We start from the raw sequence: 14984 nt of genomic DNA on the forward strand, positions 1-14984 counted from the left end.
CCCCCAGGCCGCCGCGACCTCGCGCAGCGGCAGCGCCGGCCGCTGCCGGCCCCTCGGCGGCGGGCCCTCGGCCGGCCCGAACAGGATGGCGGGGGCGCGGGGGTGGTTGTGGCATGGCGAGACGTGTGCGCCCGCGACCAGCCCCACGGCTGCGACGACATCCGGCGCGAAGCAGCCGAGGGCGCCGGCCACCAGCGCGCCGTTCGAGACGCCGGCGGCGAAGATGCGACGCCGGTCGACCGGGGTACGGCGGACGATGTCCTCGATGATGGTGCGGACGAAGGTGATCTCGCTCCGTGGGTCCTGCTGCGCCTGCCATTCGCGGTTCACCCCCTCCGGATAGGCGACGACGAAGCCGGCCTCGTCCGCCAGGGTGGAGAAGCGGGATTGTCGTTCGACCGCCGCGGCCTGGGTTGCGGAGCCATGGAAGACGAGGACCAGCGGGCGCGGCGCGCCGGCACCGCCCGGTACGTGCAGAAGATACCGCCGCGTCGTGCCGCCGATATCGAGGGCGACCCGCTCGGTACCGGGCAGCGGGTCGACCACCGCGGGCGCCGCGGAGCCGCGCGGCCTCTCCCGCGCCCCGACGGGGGTGGAGGGGAGCAGCAGCAGGGCGAGCAGGGGCAGCGGCAGCAGGCGCAGCAAGGCGGCGACTCCGGAACGGAGGCGCAGCCTGCCACGCCCTGGGCAACAGGTGTGCGACGAAGCGCAGGCGGCACGACGCTACGGCGGGCGCCGGGCGAGCGTGGCGTGCCAGCGCAGCAGACGCAGTTCACCGTCGCGCAGCAGCCGCAGGCGCAGCAGCCAGGCCTCCGCCTCCTCCACCAGCGCTGCCGCCATCGCCGGCGCCGGGCGCCTCGGCCCTCGCAACGCTTCCAGCACGGATACCCAGCCCAGCAGCGCCGCCCGCTGCTGCCGTGGCCCCGCGTCCTCGACGACATGGATGCGGAATCCCGTCCGTTCGAAGGCCGACGCCATCGCTTCCTCGGACGGCGGGGGCTGGCGGTCCTCGACAGCAAGCCAGCGCGCATCGGACGCTCCCGCGCGGCCGGCGAGGTCGAGCAGCACGACCTCTCCGCCATCGCGGAGCGCCGTTGCTGTGGTGCGCAGCATGGCATCGGGCGCGCCGCCGCGGCGGAAAGGCTCGAGCATCATCGCATGGTGGTGATGGCGTGCGCGGAAGGCGGGGGCATCGGGCGAAAGGGGAGCAGCCGTGACCCGCTTGGGCAGCTGACGCGCGGCCGGGGACGCGGCGCGCAGGTCGTGGGTGGCGACGAAGCAGCCGCGTGCGGCCGCGACCGCACTGCCCGCCGCTCGTGCCCCGTGGCCGGCCAGCAGGACCGTATGCGCCGGGGTCAGCGGCAGGAGAGCGGCGAGCCGCAGCACTTCCTCCGCGCCGCCCGGCAGGGTCATGCCGTCGCCCCAGAGCCGGTCCGACCAGGCGGCGCGGGCGAGCGCCGGATCGGGTGCCGATGCCGGCGCGGCGTCGGTTGGCGCGGCGGCAGGCGGCTCGACGTCGGCTGGCGCCTCGATGGCATCGCCGACGCGAAGCAGCCGGGCTCCGGTGGCCACGACGCGACGCAGCAGGCCGTCCTGAGCCTGCCAGGGGCGTTCGTCGGCCGGGGGGTCGCGGCGCGCTGGAGTGGGCATCGCCGCAGTGAGCGCGACGATCGGTGAAGGAAGCCTTGCCGGCGGCTCTCAGGCCCCCGGGGCGCTGGTTGAGCGGCGGGCGCTGCGCTATCATTCGTGCATGCAGTTGCCCGGTTGTGCGGTCCCGCTCGACGACATCTTCTTGCCGGATGAACTTGCCCGGCGCGTGCCGGCCCGGCCCGACCATCTGCGGGAGAAGCTTGCCGTTTACGACCTCGCCGCGCTGATGGCGGACCATCCCGACGCGCTGCTGCCCCGCTTCGTCGACATTGCGCTCGAGTTGACCGGGGGCGTTTCGGCCGGGCTCAGCCTGTTCGAGCGGGACCCGAAACCCGGCGTCTTCCGCTGGCATCATGTGCGCGGGTCGCTGGCCGCCTTCGAGGGTGTCACCACGCCGCGCGGCCACAGCCCATGCGGCGTCACCCTCGACCGCGGCGCACCGATCCTCGCCGTCCACGCCGAGCGCTACTATGACTGGATCGCCGCGGCCAGCATCGAGGTCCCCGAGGTGCTGCTCGTGCCGCTGCGCGCCGATCCGGCGACGCTCCTGGGCACGTTGTGGATCGTCGCGGACAAGGTTGGCCATTTCGACAGCGGCCATGCCCGGGCCATGACCGAGCTCGCGTCATTCATCACGGTCGGGCTGCGGATCCGGGATGTCGAGATGAAGCTTCAGCGCGCCGTCGCCGAGCAGCAGACGCTGCTGCACGAGATGAGCCACCGCCTGAAGAACGTGATCGCCATCGCCGACGGCATGGTGTGGATGACCGCGATGGGCGCCGAGACGCCGGAAGCCATGGCCACCGCCCTGTCCGGGCGGTTTCAGGCGCTGTCGCGCGCCACCGCTCTGGTCCGCCGCAATCCGGGGACGCATCCGTTGCCAGCCATGCCCGAGTTGAGCGAGGTGCTGCGCATGGTGCTTGAGCCACACGACGCCGCATGGCCGGGCGGCCCCTCGCGCATCTCGCTGTCGGGCCCCGCCATTCTGTGCGACGAGCGGGCGGTGAGCGGCATTGCGCTGGTCTTCAACGAATTGGCGACCAATGCGGTGAAGTATGGCGCCCTGTCGGTGCCGCATGGGCGTGTCGATATCACCTGGTCAGCGATGCCGGATGCCGTCGAGCTGAGCTGGGTCGAGAGCGGCGGGCCGCGCATCGACGGGCCGCCCGCATCCGAGAGCTTCGGCACCACGCTCATGACGCAGACGGTGCAGTCGCAGTTCGACGGCACGTTCCGGCGGGAGTGGCGGGAGAGCGGCCTTGCCGTCAGCCTGACCCTGGCGCGCGCGATGCTGTCGGACGAGGCTGACGAGGCGGCGTAGCCCGAGGGCTACAGCATCGCCAGGCTGCGCTTGCGCGCCGGCGGCGGGAAGCCGGCGTCGAGCGTCGCCAAGTCCTCCGCCAGCAGGGCGATGTCCCGCGCCGCGGCGTTCTGCCGGACATGCGCGGGGTCGGCGGCCTTCGGGATGCTGATGACGTTGCCGCCGCGCAGCGTCCAGGCGATGGCAATCTGCGCCGGCGTCGCGCCGTGTCGCTCCGCGACCTCGGCGAGTGCCTTGTGGCGCAGCATCCGGCCGCCCTGGCCGACGGGGGAATAGGCCATGACCGGCATGCGCCGCCGCTCGCAGAAGGGCAGCAGGTCGTATTCCACGCCGCGGTGCTCCAGGCTGTAGAGCACCTGGTCCGTCGCGCACCCGGCGAGCGCGGTGCCCAGTTCCTCGAGATCGTCCACGTCGCAGTTCGAGACGCCCCAATGGCGGATCTTGCCCGCCTTCCGCAGCGCCTCGAAGGCCTCGACGGTTTCCGACAGCGGCACGGAGCCGCGCCAGTGCAGCAGATAGAGGTCGATCGTCTCGACGCGCATCCGCTTCAGGCTGCGCTCGCAGGCGGCGACGGCGCCGCGTCGGGACGCATTGTGCGGATAGACCTTGGAGACGAGGAACACCCCGTCGCGACGGCCCTCGATGGCATCGCCGACGACTTCTTCCGATCCGCCTTCTGCGTACATCTCGGCGGTGTCGATCAGCGTCATGCCGAGGTCGATGCCGAGCCGCAGCGCGTCGACTTCCGCCGTCCGGGCGCGGGCGTTCTCGCCCATGTGCCAGGTGCCCTGGCCAAGGGCGGGAACCGGGGTGCCGTCGGGCAGCATCGGCATCGGGTGTCTCCTTCCTGTTCGGTCGGCAGGCTACTCCTGCATGACGTAGGTGTAGAAGCGCACCGTACCGTCCGGCTGGGTCTCGCGGTGCAGGCCCTGCACCTCGCTCTCGAAGCCCGGGAAGCGGTTGGCGGCGCGCTCGAAGGCGCGCAGGTAGTCGATCATCGGCTGCGCCTTCGCGCCCAGTCGCTCACCCGGCACGATGGTCGCGATACCGGGCGGATAGACGACCCAGAGCGTGGTGGCGACACGGTCGGTGAGTTCGTCGAGCGGCAGGTAGTCCACGGCATTGCGCGCCAGGGCGCGGACGGCGGCATGCGGCGGCACAGCGATCTCCGGCAGATGCTCGGCGCGAAACTGGGCACCCTGCAACGCGGAGATACCGGCTTCGCGATACAGCGCGTGCATCCCCGCGCAGAGATCGCGCAGCCGCATTCCGGCATAACGCGTGCGGCGGCGGGCGACGAAGTCGGGGATGACCTCGTCCAGCGGCGCGTTCTGGTCGTGCAGCTTCTTGAAGGTGACGAGATGCGACAGCAGCGTGCCGGCCTTGCTGCTCTCGACGCCGGGCGTCAGCAGGAACAGCAGCGAGTTGAGGTCGTTCTTCTCGCAGACGATGCGGTTCTGCCGCAGGTACTCGGCAACGACCGGGGCGGGGATGCCGTGCTCGGCATAGGTGCCGGCCTCGCGGATGAAGCCCGGCGTCAGGATTGTCAGCTTGTTCGGGTCGGTGATGGCCCAGCCCGGCGCGACATGGCGGAAGCCGTGCCAGGTCTCGCCCTCGCGGAATTCCCACAGCGACGGGTCGGCGGCGAGGAAGTCGGTCGGCACCTCCTCCCACTTCGCGTCGCGCCCGTCGATGCGGACGGTGTCGGGCACGAAGGGATCGAAGAACCACTGCCGGTCCGGGTCGGATTCGGTGTGGGCGAAGTCGCGCGCCGTCATGCGCATCTTCTTCCGCAGCTCGATGCCGAGGCGGATGGTGTCGTCCCACAGCACCTCGCCCGAGCGCCCCTTCATCATCTGCGCGCCAACATCGAGCGAGGCGAACAGCGGATAGAACGGGCTGGTCGAGGCGTGCAGCAGGAAGAACTCGTTGAAGCGGCGGTGTTCGACGCGGCGGCGCTGGTCGCCCAGATGGCTGTCCTTCACATGGATCTGCGACGCCTGGGAAAAGCTGGCGAGCTGCTTGTGCGTGGATTGCGTGACGATGATGCCCGGGCTGTCGGGGCCGAGATTCTTCAGTCCCATGCCGAAGCGTCCGCGGAACAGCGGGTGGAACTTCATGAAGCCGGCCCAGGCCTCGTCGAACAGGATGTAGTCACACAGGTGACCGATGCGCTCGACGATCTGCTCGGCCGAGAGGATCGTGCCGTCATAGGTGCACTGCTCGACGACCGCGGCGCGGAAAGGCCGCGGCGCGTCGGCGCGGGACTTGTCCGTGACCAGTGGGTTGTCGCGGATCGCCTGCCGGATGCGCGCCTCGTCGAACGCCTCGGGGCAAATCGGGCCGATGAGCCCGTGCAGGTTGCGGTCCGTCTCCATGTAGACCGGGATCGCCTGGCCGAGGAACAGCGCGCCGTGATGCGCGGCCTTGTGGTTGTTGCGGTCGAACAGGACCAAGTCGTCCTCCGCCAGCAGGGCGGAGAGTACGACCTTGTTGGATGTCGAGGTGCCGTTCAGCACGAAATAGGTGCGCTCCGCGCCGAAGATCTCGGCCGCCTCGCGTTCGGCCGCGGCGGCCGGCCCCTCATGCGTCAGCAGGTCGCCGAGTTGCAGGACAGAATTGTCGAGATCGTCGCGGAACACCGCCTCGCCCAGATGCTCGACGAAGATGCGGCCGATCGGCGATCGACGGTAGAAGACGCCGCCATTGTGGCCGGGGCAGGTCCACAGCATGTTGCCTTGTTCGGCGTAATCGACCAGCGCGCCGAAGAAGGGGGTCTTCAGGCTCTCGGCATATTGCCGCAGCTTCGACACGAGGTTCTTGGCGATGAAGTCCGGCGTCTCCTCGGCCAGGAAGACGAAGCCGTCGACATCGTCCAGCACCTCGACCGGGATGTCCTCCAGCCGGTGGCGGCGGACCAGCAGGATGACAGGCACATCAAGGCCGCGCTTGCGGGTCAGCGAGATGAGCTGCGCCGCCTTGCCCTGCAACCCCTTCTTGCCCCAGTCGACGATCAGGCAGCCGATCGCGGCGTCGGTGCGGACGACCAGTTCCGCGTCGTCGTCCCGCCGCGCGCGCAGCACCTGGTAGCCGTCCTGCTCGATCTCCCGGACGATGTGGTGCAGGCGTTCGCCTTCCAGGTCGCCGGCCTCGTCGAAGGCCGGGGCGCAGAGCAGGAACTTGAAGCGGCGCGAATATTCCATGCAGTCCCCCGGAGGCCCGGTCGGCCCGCATGCGCACCGGCGCACGGATGCCCGACAAGCCGGTGTTCGAACGTCATGCCCGGCCGGATGGTTCCACCCAGGCCGGGCGCCGGAGCAATGCCGCGCTCGGCGGGCCGATACAACGACAGGTATGTGACAGCGTATTCGCAATTGCGAAGCATTCGCAATTCGAGTTAGACAGGCCACCCCGATGCAATGAGGTCGCGCACCCATGGGTCACATCCTGCCCTTCCCCCGCCTGGCACCGCCCTGGCCGGAGCAGGTCGAGGCGCTGGAACCCGCTTCCGCCCTGGTGCTCAGCGCCTGCATCCGCCCTTGGGTCGCCGCTGCGCGGCTGAAGGAAGATCCCTTCCCGCCGGTCGTCGAGGCGATGGAGGAAGCCTGGGCCCCCCATGAGGCAGCCCTGTCGGCCCATGCGCTGATGCACGGCATTGCCCTGCAGGCGATCCGCATGGTCGAGGTCGGCTGCCCGAAATGCCCCGGCCTGACCGGCGACGAGATGCTGCTGCTGCACGCGGTGGCCGAGGCCTCGCGCGGCGTTGACCATCCCGCCCAGGTGCTGGCCGAGATGGTCGCCGAACCGGCGCTGATCTTCCTCGACCCGCCGCTGATCGGGCTGGCGCGGCGGCTCGATGCCGAGGGGTGGCATTTCCGCCCGCGCCGCATGCCCGTGGGCCTCCCCGAGGGGGCGGTGCCATGGTGCCACTGAACGGCCGCGCGTTGCGACCGTTCAGTGGTCTGCCGCCGGTCAGTCGGCGGCGACCTCGACCATCACCAACTCCGCATCCTCGGTCGCGGTGATGGTCACCGTGGCCTCGTCGCGGATCGCGATGCCGTCGCGGGCATTTGCCGCGGCGCCATTCACCGTCACCGTACCCTTCGCGGGCACGAGATAGGCAGCGCGACCAGCAGCCAGCGGCTGGACAAGGGTCTGGCCCTTCTGCAGCGTCGCCGCCATCACCGCGCCGTCGACGTTGATCGGCAGCGCACCCGTATCGGCGTCACCGGCACGGCCGGAGGCGAGCACCTCGAACCCGGCCTCGCGCTTCTCCTTCGGGAACTTCTTCGCTCCCCAGGAGGGCTTCACGCCGCGCCGGTCCGGCATGATCCAGATCTGGAACAGCGTCGTCTTCGCCGGTTCCATATTGTACTCGGCATGCACGACGCCGGTGCCGGCGCTCATCACCTGCACATCGCCCGCCTCGGTGCGGCCCTCGTTGCCGAGGTTGTCCTTGTGCGTGATCGCGCCCTCGCGGACATAGGTGATGATTTCCATGTCGCGATGCGGATGCGGGTCGAAGCCGGTGCCCGGCGCGATCTCGTCGTCATTCCACACGCGCAGGCGGCCCCACTGGTCGCGGTCAGGGTTGCGGTAGTGGCCGAAGGAGAAGTGATGGTTGGCATCAAGCCAGCCGAACTTCGCCTTGCCGAGGCTGGAGAAGGGGCGGATGTCGATCATGGGTCTGCTTCCGTCTCTCTGCGCCCGCCGCAGCGGGCTTCTGTTCGGGACGGAAGATGGCGTGCGGCCGCGGCCGGCGCCACGCAGCGGTGGTGATGGCGGGCATTCGCCGTGGTGATTGCGAGTGGGGAGTGCTTCTCCGCTTTCCGAGAGGGGCTATGCCCCTCTCCGGTAGGGCCTCACCGGCACATCATCACGGGGATCTCGGCATTCTCCAGCACGTGCCGCGTCACGCCGCCGAGGATGAGCTGGCGCAACCGCGAATGTGAATACGCCCCCATCGTCAGCAGGTCCGCGCCGAAGTCGCGCGCGGCGCCGAGCAGCCCGGCGCCCACCTCCCGCGTCTGAGGCTTGAAGGGCACGATCTCGGCCGGGATGGAGTGCCAGCGCAGATAAGCCTGGATGCCTTCCGCCTTCGGCCCACGCCGCTGGTACTCGTCGGAGCAGAGGATCTGCACGGCAGAGGCCTTGTGCAGCCAGGGCAGGGCCGCCGCCACCGCCGCGGCGCTCTCCGCCGTGCCGTTCCAGGCAACGCAGACGCGCGTGCCGATGTCGATCGGCGCGACGCGGGGCGCGATCAGCACGGGGCGGCCGGAATCGAACAGGATCGCGTGGAGCGCATCGGAGGACGACACATCCTCCCCGGCCTCCGGATGCGGGACGACGGCCATGTCGTACAGGCGCGACTGCTGGGCGACGATGTCTTCCTCCCGCCCGGCGATCGATTCGAAGGACAGGGTCGGGCCGCCGGACTTCGCCGCGGTGTCCGGGTTGTCGGCGAGCGTCACGCCGCCGAGGCCCGAGGTGAAGCGCTCGAACAACGCGCGGACACGGTCGGCGCGCTCGCCGCTTTCGCGTTCCGTCGCCGCCATCATCTCCTCGATCATCGCGCCCGACAGGCCCTCGCCCGCGAGGGGGGCGACGTCCCGCGCATCGACGCGGACGTGCAGGCAGTGGACATGCGCGGTCCAGACCCGCGCGGCGATCAGTGCGGTCGCCAGCGCGGCTTCCCCGGCGGCGGTTCCTGTCAGCGGCAGCAGCAGGCGGCGATAGGCCATGTTGTGGAGCTCCCGTTAGTCGCTGCGAATAGTCGGTCAGCCGAGTAACGACACTAGCACACGGAACCGCCATCCATGCCAAGGCTCGCACGCGCGTTCATGACGGCTGCGTTATCTGCGGCGACGCGATGCCAGGTGATCGGACCCGGGTCCACGGCAGCGGCGCGCAGCAGGACCGATTCCGTCGCATCCGACGCATCGTCGCGACGGGCGCGGATGCGCGCCTGCAACACGCCGAGTGGGGCTTCCAGCCAGATGCCGTCGAAGCGCTGCCCGGTCGCCTGCGCCGGGTGCTCCGCCGCAGCCCGCTGCGCGGAGTCGAGGAAGACGGCGTCCAGCACCACGGCCTGTCCGGCTGCGAGCGCGGTCTGCGCCATGGCGAAGACTTCCGCGTGGACGGCGCGGCTGACTGTCTCGGTATAGGCGTCCGGCGGCAGGCGGTGCTCGGGGGCGACGCCGAATCGACGCTTGCGCGCCTCATCCGTGCGCAGCACCAGCGCGCCCGGGCCGCGGCCGAGGGTTGGCGCCAGCGCGCGGGCTAGTGTCGACTTGCCAGTGCCCTGCAAGCCGCCGATCGCGACCAGTCGCGGCGGGGCAGGGCGCAGATGCGCGTCGGCCGCATCCAGCAGTGCGCGCCAGTCGCGGCCGCGCGCGGCTTCGACATGCGCGCGGATCATCGCCCGCATCGACTGCCAGAGGGGCAGGCCGGCGACGATTCCAGCATCGCCCGTGCGTGCGACGTAACGGTTCAGCACCCGGTTCGCCGCTGCCCGTCCGTGCCGCAGGTCGAGATCCATCAGCAGGAAGGCCAGGTCGTAGCCGACGTCGATGCGCGCCAGCGTCTCATCGAATTCCAGCGCGTCGAACAGGGTGGGCCGCCCGTGCCAGAGGCAGAGATTACCGAGATGAAGGTCGCCATGACAGCGGCACACGAAGCCCTGCGCATCGCGTGCCGCGAGCGTCGGGGCGATGCGGCCGAGTTCGGCCCGCGCCGCCGTCGCCCAGGATTCGATGCGGTCCGCTGGCAGGCCGGCGTTGCGCGCGGAGGGCAGGTTGCCTTCAAGGATGGCGCCCATCACAGCTGGGCTGTCCACCTCGGCCAGGGGGGCGGAGGCGTGCATCGCGGCCACCGCATCAGCCGTGGCATCGAGCAGCGCGTCGTCCGGGGTGACGCGGCCGAGAAAATCCTCCGGGGGGATCGGTGCCATGCGCAGCAGCCATTCCACGGCAGGTCCGTCGCCGCCCTCGCGCAGCCTGCCATCCTCCCCGCGTGTGATGGAGACGACGTCGCGATAGATGTCCGGCGCGTGGGGTTGGTTCAGTTCCAGTTCGCGCCGGCAGAAGCGTTCGCGATCGGCGAGGCGGGTGAAGTCGAGAAAGCCGAGGGCGAGGGCCTTCTTCAATTTCCAGGCCGTGTCGCGGCCGACGAAGATGGCCGAGACATGGGTCTCGATTGGCACGGCGCCGGAAAGGCGGGCAAGGAATTCGGCGGTCTCGGCTTGGGCGGTCGGGATCATGATGTGGAGAGTGGGGACGCTTGGCCCCTCCCTGCCATCCCACCAGCGGCGCGGAGGGCAGAATCGAAGCCTTCTGATCGAAGGCTCTCTGCCCATCCAGACCAGCGCGCCAGATGCTTGGAGCACCCGGATCGCACCTGCTGACGTCGGACGCGGCGGACCCTGGTGCGCGTTGCATGCGCGAACGCGGATGCCGGCATCAATCCAGCCAGCGATGCACGGTGCCAGATTGAGGTTTGCAAAGGCCCTTCGGCCTTTGCTGGGGTGGCTTGGAGGGGCAAAGCCCCTCCAAAGGCGACAATGGAAGTATCGAGCCGGCCACGAAGGCCATCGGGCGTCCCGGTCCCGGCTTCCACAGGCGCACGTCGCGCTATGGATACAGGATCTCCAGCCGCCAGCCGTCGCCGTCGCGATGGAACACACGCCGCTCATGCAGGCGGAACGGCATGTCGCGCCACAGCTCGATTCGGCGCGGCAGCACGCGGAAGCCGGACCAGAAGGGCGGCCGAGGGATTTCCCCGATCGCGTATTTCAGCCCGTACTCCGCCACCGCCTTCTCCAGCGCGAAGCGCGATTCGAGCGGTCGGGACTGCTTCGACGCCCAGGCGCCCAGACGAGAGGTCCGCGCGCGGGAGGCGTAGTAGGCATCGGCCTCGGCGCCGGTGACGCTCTCGACCGCGCCTTCGACCCGCACGGAGCGCCCGAGCGACTTCCAGTGGAAGCACAGCGCGGCGTTCGGGTTGGCGGCTAGTTCCCCGCCCTTGCGGCTTTCCAGGTTCGTGTAGAACACGAAGCCGCGCGGATCGACGCCCTTGAGCAGCACCATCCGGGCGGAGGGCAGGCCTTCCGGTGACGCGGTAGCCAGGCAGACGGCGTTGGCGTCATTGGGTTCCGAGGCTTCGGCTTCGGCGAGCCACGTCGCGAAAATCGCGATCGGATCGTCGGTGGTGGCGCTGCCGTCCATGGGGCGACTCCTTGGCAAGCGTCCGGGAGCGCGCAGCGCTGCCCGGGGGGCAGCAGCCTGTATCGGCCCGGGGCGGGACACTGCAAGGGGCGCGAAGCACTTGCTCCTGTCACACCGCCATGGCACCACCGGGAGAGCCAGCAACCGGACGAGCGCCAGCAGTGATGAACGATGCCGTGCCAGAGCCCAGGATCGCCACCGGCACCCTGATGCAGGGCAAACGCGGCGTGATCATGGGCGTGGCGAATGACCGCTCGATCGCCTGGGGCATCGCGCGGGCCGTGGCCGCCCAGGGCGGTGAGATCGCCTTCACCTATCAGGGTGAGGCGCTGGAGAAGCGCGTGAAGCCGCTGGCCGACAGCATCGGCTCGACGCTCGTGCTGCCCTGCGACGTGGCGGACGACGCCTCGATGGACGCGGCGTTCGACGCCATTGGCAAGGCGTGGGGGAAGATCGACTTCCTGGTCCACGCCATCGGCTATGCGGACAAGCAGTTCCTGCGGGGGCGCTACCTCGACACGCCGCGGGCGGCCTTCCTGCAGGCGATGGACATCTCCTGCTTCTCCTTCGTTGCGGTCGGGCAGCGGGCGGCGGCGCTGATGTCGGCGGGCGGGTCGCTGCTGACGCTGTCCTATCTCGGCGCCGAGCGGGTGACGCCGCACTACAACGTCATGGGCGTGGCCAAGGCGGCGCTGGAGGCCTCGGTGCGCTACATGGCGACGGACCTCGGCGAGCGGGGCATCCGCGTGAACGCGGTCTCGGCGGGGCCGATCAAGACGCTGGCGGCGAGCGGGATCGGCGACTTCCGCTACATCCTGCGCTGGAACCAATACAATTCTCCGCTGCGCCGCAACGTGACGATCGAGGAAGTGGGTGGCTCCGGCCTGTACCTGCTGTCCGACCTGTCGCAGGGCGTGACCGGTGAGGTCCATCACGTCGACTCCGGCTATCACATCGTTGGCATGAAGAACCCCGACGCCCCGGACATCACGGTCGAGAAGGGCTGATTGTGCCGGCTGCAGGGGCAGCCCCGCGTCCGATCCGGGCTGGCTAGGACCCCGTGCTGTTTCGCCGTGGCGTGGTGGATGGCGGTGCTGCGGGGCGGTGGCCCTCGCTTTCCCGTCGGGCGCTGCTCACGGATGCGGTGGAGGCGGTTGCGACCCGCGCCCGCGGCCTGCCTGCCGGGGCGATCAATCAAGGCGCCTTCTTGTGCGCGAGCGAGACAGCCGATGAAGCCTGTGCCTGATCGTTTCCTGTTGCGCATGGCCGTGCTCGCTGTCGCGCTAGGCATTGCGGCGCCCGTCGCCGCCCAGGTCCAGCCGAATGAGGAGGGACGGTGCTGGGTCGCGCTTCGCGTGTCGGGGCCCGAGGCGATGCGCACGACCGAGGAGGAGGCGCGGACCCGCGTGCGGGTGCATTGCCGGCCGGGGGATATCCTGGTGTTCCTGACCGATACCGGGCAGCCCTTCGGTCCCGCCGCCGCCCAGTATTGCGACATGACGCGGCCGGTGCTGATCGAGCGGTCGGAGAACTGGCGGTCGCATGACGTGGAGCCGCATGAGCAGCACCTGCCGCCGGTTGGGCTGATGACCTGCACGTATCGCGGTGGTCCGCGGCCCGACCGATAAGGCCACATGCGGCAATCTGTCGCGGCGGGGACGTCAAGCCGTCATCGGCGCCGGTCTACGCATGTGGCCGATGAAGGCCGTGTCGTTCCGCTTCCTGCTGTTCGCCGCCCTGCCGCTGGCCGCCGCGCCACCGGCCGTCGCCCAGGGCGTTTCGGGCGACGATGCCCGCTGCTGGATTGCCGTTCGCGTCACAGGCCCCGAGACCATGCGCGTGACCGAGCGGGAGGCGGAGGAGCGGCTCCGCCTGCGCTGCCGGGCCGGCGACGCGCTGGTCCTGCTGACCGATCTGGAGCGGCCGATCGGCGGGATGATCGCGCGGTACTGCGACATGGGCCGGCCGTTCCTCGTCGAGCACACAGAAGCCCGCCGCCTGCGCCCGCGTGACGAGGAGGACACGGTGGACGTTGCCATGGCGATCTGCACCTATCGCGGCGCACCGCGCGGCGATCGTTAGAGCTTTTCCCCGACCCGGTGGGCATCGGCCGAGCGGGTCATGCTGTTCGCTCGAACAGGAACATGAGGCGTGGCCGGGATTCAGGGGGAGCGGAGAAGACCCCGGAGCATTCGCTGTCGACGCCCGGTCGGGACGTCCCTGCCGCGCCCCGGCATCCGGCGAGACTGTTTGCATGGGATGGCCAGCGGGGGTGCGACCCGATGCCGTTCGCCCGCCGCCAGTCGTCACGCCGCCATCGCTTCGCCGACACGCCGATCGTAATCCGCCGCCAGCGCGTGCAGTGCCTCCGCGCAATCTCCTTCGAAGGTCGGCCCGTGCATCAGTGCCATCCGGCGCGGGGCGAGTCGGGCCAGCCCGCGGATCGTCGCGCCCATGCCGGGATTGAGGCTGGAGAAGCGGAACAGGTCCTCGGCGGCGATGGAGGGGCCGACGACGTCGGCGCCAGTCACCGCCGGACCATCGCCAAGCTGGGTGAACAGGTCGCCGCAGAGCAGCGTGCGCTGGTTTCCTCATGCAGCACGCCGGCGTCCCAGCCATGCGGGATGTGCGGCGTGTCGAGGTAGCGGGCCCGCATGCCGCCACCCAGTTCGATCACCGCGCCGTCCTCGAGGATGCGAGGCGAGCGGTCGGCCATGTCGTTCAGCGAGACCAGGCAGCCGGTCTGCCCATGCGCGACCTGGGCCTGGGGTGCGACGGCGATCCATTCGTTCATCGCGCCGCACTCGTCGGCCTCGTAGTGGCCAAAGGCGATCCAGCGCAGGCTTTCGGGCGGGATCAGCCTCCCTACGGCTTCGCGCAGGATGGGGAACATCCGCCGCAGCCCGGTATGGAACAGCAGCGGCTCCTCCCCGCGGAGGAGGAAGTGGTTGAAGGTGAAGCCCGCCGGCGGGGCGATCTCCGGCACGTGGACGGAGAGGCGGAAGATGTTCGGTCCGACCTCGTCGATCTTCGCTTGCATGCTGTCCTCCTTGCCTGCCGGACGATACGTCCGGGCATGATACAATTGACCGAACGGCAGCGTGCACTCAAAATCCCCGCGCGATCGATATTGAATGCACGCGCTCGTGTAACGAAAATCACATGGCCCGATCATACGTCCTGAAGCGCCGCGCCGAGCAGCTCGCCGACACCCGGCTGCGCATCGTCGAAGCGGCCGTCGGCCTGCATGGCAGCGTCGGCCCGGCACGCACCACACTCACCATGGTCGCCGAGCGGGCGGGCGTGCAGCGCCACACGCTCTATGCGCATTTCCCGAATGAGCGGAGCCTGTTCCTCGCCTGCTCCGGCCTGGGCGTCGAGCGCGATCCGCCGCCGGATGCGGATGCCTGGCCGGAAGGTCCCGGCCGCCTGCCGGCCGGCCTCGACGCGATCTATGGCTGGTACCGCCGCAACGAGGCGCTCGCCGCCTGTGTCCTTCGCGATGCGGAGATCCATCCGCTGACGCGGGAGGTGACCGAACTGCGGCTTGGTCCGCCACAGCGGCGCTGGCGGGCGGTGTTGGGGGAGGGCCTCGGCCCGGCGCAGCGGGCGGTGCTGCACGTGATGATCGGCTTCCCCGCCTGGCGGAGCCTGGCCCGGGACAGCGGCCTGGACCCGGCAGCCTGCGTCGCTGTGGCGGTGGCGGCGATCGGCGGGGCCGCGGCTGCCGCGATGGGCGCGGACGCTGTCCGGGCAATTCCACCCGCGCCCGATCTGCTCTAAGTGCCGAG

Annotated in this window: 16 protein-coding genes; 6 read left to right on the forward strand and 10 right to left on the reverse strand. The window is 70.1% G+C overall.

Annotation, left to right across the window (positions count from 1 at the left end):
• Together GXW78_RS26395 and GXW78_RS26400 are read right to left on the reverse strand one after the other, a co-directional pair.
• Window positions 1-645, reverse strand: a 645-nt coding sequence (locus GXW78_RS26395) for an alpha/beta hydrolase family esterase (RefSeq protein ID WP_272876916.1), incomplete at its 3' end; no start/stop codon positions are given.
• Between the two features lie 78 nt (window positions 646-723).
• Entirely contained in the window at window positions 724-1650 is a 927-nt protein-coding gene (locus tag GXW78_RS26400) for a hypothetical protein (RefSeq protein WP_211871913.1), read from the reverse strand.
• Between the two features lie 100 nt (window positions 1651-1750).
• Between GXW78_RS26400 and GXW78_RS26405 the strand changes: the two genes are divergently transcribed.
• On the forward strand, window positions 1751-2971 hold the full coding sequence (locus GXW78_RS26405) for an HWE histidine kinase domain-containing protein (RefSeq protein ID WP_211871914.1): 1221 nt from the start codon (window positions 1751-1753) through the stop codon (window positions 2969-2971).
• Between the two features lie 8 nt (window positions 2972-2979).
• Here GXW78_RS26405 and GXW78_RS26410 read toward each other — a convergent pair whose 3' ends face one another.
• Entirely contained in the window at window positions 2980-3804 is an 825-nt protein-coding gene (locus GXW78_RS26410) for an aldo/keto reductase (RefSeq protein WP_211871915.1), read from the reverse strand.
• 30 nt (window positions 3805-3834) lie between these two features.
• Window positions 3835-6174 (reverse strand): Orn/Lys/Arg family decarboxylase, encoded by a 2340-nt coding sequence (locus tag GXW78_RS26415; protein WP_211871916.1) that lies wholly within the window; start codon window positions 6172-6174, stop codon window positions 3835-3837.
• A 232-nt stretch (window positions 6175-6406) separates the two neighbouring features.
• Here GXW78_RS26415 and GXW78_RS26420 point away from each other — a divergent pair, with 232 nt between their 5' ends.
• Complete coding sequence (locus GXW78_RS26420) at window positions 6407-6904, forward strand: hypothetical protein (protein ID WP_211871917.1); 498 nt, start codon at window positions 6407-6409, stop codon at window positions 6902-6904.
• Window positions 6905-6943: 39 nt separating this feature from the next.
• Here the strand turns inward: GXW78_RS26420 and GXW78_RS26425 are convergent, their stop codons facing one another.
• The 4 genes from GXW78_RS26425 to pdxH all read right to left on the reverse strand — a co-directional run bounded on the left by GXW78_RS26425 (window position 6944) and on the right by pdxH (window position 11193).
• Complete coding sequence (locus GXW78_RS26425; protein WP_211871918.1) at window positions 6944-7654, reverse strand: pirin family protein; 711 nt, start codon at window positions 7652-7654, stop codon at window positions 6944-6946.
• A gap of 179 nt (window positions 7655-7833) precedes the next feature.
• Window positions 7834-8712, reverse strand: coding sequence for a universal stress protein (locus tag GXW78_RS26430; protein WP_211871919.1), 879 nt, complete (start codon window positions 8710-8712; stop codon window positions 7834-7836).
• Between the two features lie 53 nt (window positions 8713-8765).
• Window positions 8766-10229 carry a bifunctional aminoglycoside phosphotransferase/ATP-binding protein gene (locus GXW78_RS26435; protein ID WP_211871920.1) on the reverse strand — a complete coding sequence of 488 codons (1464 nt, stop codon included), beginning with the start codon at window positions 10227-10229 and terminating at the stop codon, window positions 8766-8768.
• Between the two features lie 370 nt (window positions 10230-10599).
• Complete coding sequence (pdxH, locus tag GXW78_RS26440; protein WP_211871921.1) at window positions 10600-11193, reverse strand: pyridoxamine 5'-phosphate oxidase; 594 nt, start codon at window positions 11191-11193, stop codon at window positions 10600-10602.
• A 209-nt stretch (window positions 11194-11402) separates the two neighbouring features.
• Here pdxH and fabI point away from each other — a divergent pair, with 209 nt between their 5' ends.
• From fabI to GXW78_RS26455, 3 genes are all read left to right on the forward strand, one after another.
• Window positions 11403-12200 carry an enoyl-ACP reductase FabI gene (fabI, locus tag GXW78_RS26445; protein WP_456307093.1) on the forward strand — a complete coding sequence of 266 codons (798 nt, stop codon included), beginning with the start codon at window positions 11403-11405 and terminating at the stop codon, window positions 12198-12200.
• Window positions 12201-12422: 222 nt separating this feature from the next.
• Window positions 12423-12821: a hypothetical protein gene (locus tag GXW78_RS26450; protein WP_211871923.1), complete on the forward strand. Its 399-nt coding sequence runs from the start codon at window positions 12423-12425 to the stop codon at window positions 12819-12821.
• 61 nt (window positions 12822-12882) lie between these two features.
• Window positions 12883-13275, forward strand: coding sequence for a hypothetical protein (locus GXW78_RS26455; RefSeq protein WP_211871924.1), 393 nt, complete (start codon window positions 12883-12885; stop codon window positions 13273-13275).
• A 224-nt stretch (window positions 13276-13499) separates the two neighbouring features.
• On the opposite strand, the gene GXW78_RS26460 is transcribed toward GXW78_RS26455, so the two are convergent.
• The gene (locus GXW78_RS26460) at window positions 13500-13724 is read right to left on the reverse strand and encodes a hypothetical protein (protein ID WP_211871925.1); all 225 of its coding nucleotides are present in this window, start codon (window positions 13722-13724) and stop codon (window positions 13500-13502) included.
• Entirely contained in the window at window positions 13721-14233 is a 513-nt protein-coding gene (locus tag GXW78_RS26465; protein ID WP_211871926.1) for an oxygen-binding di-iron domain-containing protein, read from the reverse strand. The genes GXW78_RS26460 and GXW78_RS26465 overlap by 4 nt, the downstream gene beginning before the upstream one ends.
• A 122-nt stretch (window positions 14234-14355) precedes the next feature.
• Here GXW78_RS26465 and GXW78_RS26470 point away from each other — a divergent pair, with 122 nt between their 5' ends.
• Complete coding sequence (locus GXW78_RS26470) at window positions 14356-14976, forward strand: TetR/AcrR family transcriptional regulator (RefSeq protein WP_211871927.1); 621 nt, start codon at window positions 14356-14358, stop codon at window positions 14974-14976.
• Window positions 14977-14984: the final 8 nt, after the last annotated feature.

This window comes from Neoroseomonas terrae, assembly GCF_018129025.1.
GTDB lineage: Bacteria > Pseudomonadota > Alphaproteobacteria > Acetobacterales > Acetobacteraceae > Neoroseomonas > Neoroseomonas terrae.

Bases quoted from the DNA above. Each gene is read 5' to 3' on its own strand.
- GXW78_RS26400 (WP_211871913.1), bottom strand. From the start codon at position 1,650: ATGCCCACTCCAGCGCGCCGCGACCCCCCGGCCGACGAACGCCCCTGG.
- GXW78_RS26405 (WP_211871914.1), top strand. From the start codon at position 1,751: ATGCAGTTGCCCGGTTGTGCGGTCCCGCTCGACGACATCTTCTTGCCG.
- GXW78_RS26410 (WP_211871915.1), bottom strand. From the start codon at position 3,804: ATGCCGATGCTGCCCGACGGCACCCCGGTTCCCGCCCTTGGCCAGGGC.
- GXW78_RS26415 (WP_211871916.1), bottom strand. From the start codon at position 6,174: ATGGAATATTCGCGCCGCTTCAAGTTCCTGCTCTGCGCCCCGGCCTTC.
- GXW78_RS26420 (WP_211871917.1), top strand. From the start codon at position 6,407: ATGGGTCACATCCTGCCCTTCCCCCGCCTGGCACCGCCCTGGCCGGAG.
- GXW78_RS26425 (WP_211871918.1), bottom strand. From the start codon at position 7,654: ATGATCGACATCCGCCCCTTCTCCAGCCTCGGCAAGGCGAAGTTCGGC.
- GXW78_RS26430 (WP_211871919.1), bottom strand. From the start codon at position 8,712: ATGGCCTATCGCCGCCTGCTGCTGCCGCTGACAGGAACCGCCGCCGGG.
- GXW78_RS26435 (WP_211871920.1), bottom strand. From the start codon at position 10,229: ATGATCCCGACCGCCCAAGCCGAGACCGCCGAATTCCTTGCCCGCCTT.
- pdxH (WP_211871921.1), bottom strand. From the start codon at position 11,193: ATGGACGGCAGCGCCACCACCGACGATCCGATCGCGATTTTCGCGACG.
- fabI (WP_456307093.1), top strand. From the start codon at position 11,403: ATGCAGGGCAAACGCGGCGTGATCATGGGCGTGGCGAATGACCGCTCG.
- GXW78_RS26450 (WP_211871923.1), top strand. From the start codon at position 12,423: ATGAAGCCTGTGCCTGATCGTTTCCTGTTGCGCATGGCCGTGCTCGCT.
- GXW78_RS26455 (WP_211871924.1), top strand. From the start codon at position 12,883: ATGTGGCCGATGAAGGCCGTGTCGTTCCGCTTCCTGCTGTTCGCCGCC.
- GXW78_RS26465 (WP_211871926.1), bottom strand. From the start codon at position 14,233: ATGCAAGCGAAGATCGACGAGGTCGGACCGAACATCTTCCGCCTCTCC.
- GXW78_RS26470 (WP_211871927.1), top strand. From the start codon at position 14,356: ATGGCCCGATCATACGTCCTGAAGCGCCGCGCCGAGCAGCTCGCCGAC.